The following is a 1,055-nucleotide window of genomic DNA, read 5'->3' on the forward strand; positions in this document are numbered from 1 at the left end:
CGGGGCGGGAGCCGCCGCACTCGCCGCACTCGCCGCGTCGCGAGCATCCGGTGCGCCGTTCACCCGGGCCGGCGGGCTGCTGGTGGCCGGGATGCCGATGGTCGCCGGAGCGGAGACGTCGGGCTCCGCCCCCCTGACCGAGTCCGCCACCCCGCTGGCCCGCCTGGTCGGCGAGTGGACGGCGCTGGCCGTCTCCGCCGACTCGCGGCTGCGCTCCTTCGAGGACTTCGCCGCCGAGCTCCGGCGCGACCCCGCCGGGCTGACGGTCGGCGGCCGGTCGGCGGGAGGCCCGGACCACGTCCTCTACGGCATGATCGGCAAGTGCCTGGGCGTGGACGCCCGCCTCCTCGACTACACCGGATACGCCGGGACCGGCCAGGCCGTGGAGGCGCTCGGCGGGGGATGGGCCGCGGCGATCCTGGTCCCGGCCCGCGCCCTGGCCGCCGGGCTCGCCGCGGGCGCCTGCGCGCGCTGGCGGTCTCCTCCCGTGACCGGATCGACGGGATCGAGGCGCCGACGCTCATGGAGCTGGAGGTCCGCCTGGAGTACGCCGACTGGCGCGGGCTGCTCGGGCCCGGCGGGATGAGCGACGAGGACCGCGAGGCCGCCGCCGGGCTCTGCGACCGGATCGACGCCTCCCCGCGCTGGCGGGAGCTGTGCGCGCGGGAGGGCTGGGAGCGCCTGTACCTGAGCGGTGACGACTTCCGGCAGTGGCTCGCCACCGAGACCGAGCGCACCCGGGGCGTGCTCTACGAGCTCGGGCTACTGGGCTCGTCCGACACAAATTGTAGGGCCGGTTGCGCGATCCGCCCCTAGATGTAGGATCCTCCTCGTTGCTGGTTCGCCCCTGGCGGGGCGAGGAAAGAGGGAACCCGGTGCGATTCCGGGACTGCCCCGCAGCGGTGAACGGGAACGACCGCCGTCAGAGGCACTGGGGAGACCTGGGAAGCGACGGCCAGTAGGAAGCGCGTGAACACGCCCGTGAGTCCGAAGACCTGCCGGTGACGCGTGGAAGGGGAGCCAACCGGGCTCCGGGCGCCCGAGGGCGGTCCGGA

General features: G+C 75.1%; 1 protein-coding gene, 1 pseudogene and 1 riboswitch. The gene and the pseudogene both read left to right on the forward strand.

The features are described from left to right. A pseudogene (locus ACWJ6R_RS36905) lies at positions 1–586 on the forward strand (hypothetical protein); the annotation flags it as partial. After that, complete coding sequence (locus ACWJ6R_RS36910) at positions 523–816, forward strand: hypothetical protein (protein WP_449066637.1); 294 nt, start codon at positions 523–525, stop codon at positions 814–816. The pseudogene ACWJ6R_RS36905 and the gene ACWJ6R_RS36910, both read left to right, overlap by 64 nt. 4 nt (positions 817–820) lie before the next feature. After that, a riboswitch (cobalamin riboswitch) is annotated at positions 821–1,017 on the forward strand. Positions 1,018–1,055: the final 38 nt, after the last annotated feature.

The sequence above is a fragment of the Planomonospora algeriensis genome, assembly GCF_977012225.1.

What these genes read in the sequence shown, in the direction of transcription:
- ACWJ6R_RS36910 (WP_449066637.1), top strand. Translation starts at nt 523, where the DNA reads ATGGAGCTGGAGGTCCGCCTGGAGTACGCCGACTGGCGCGGGCTGCTC.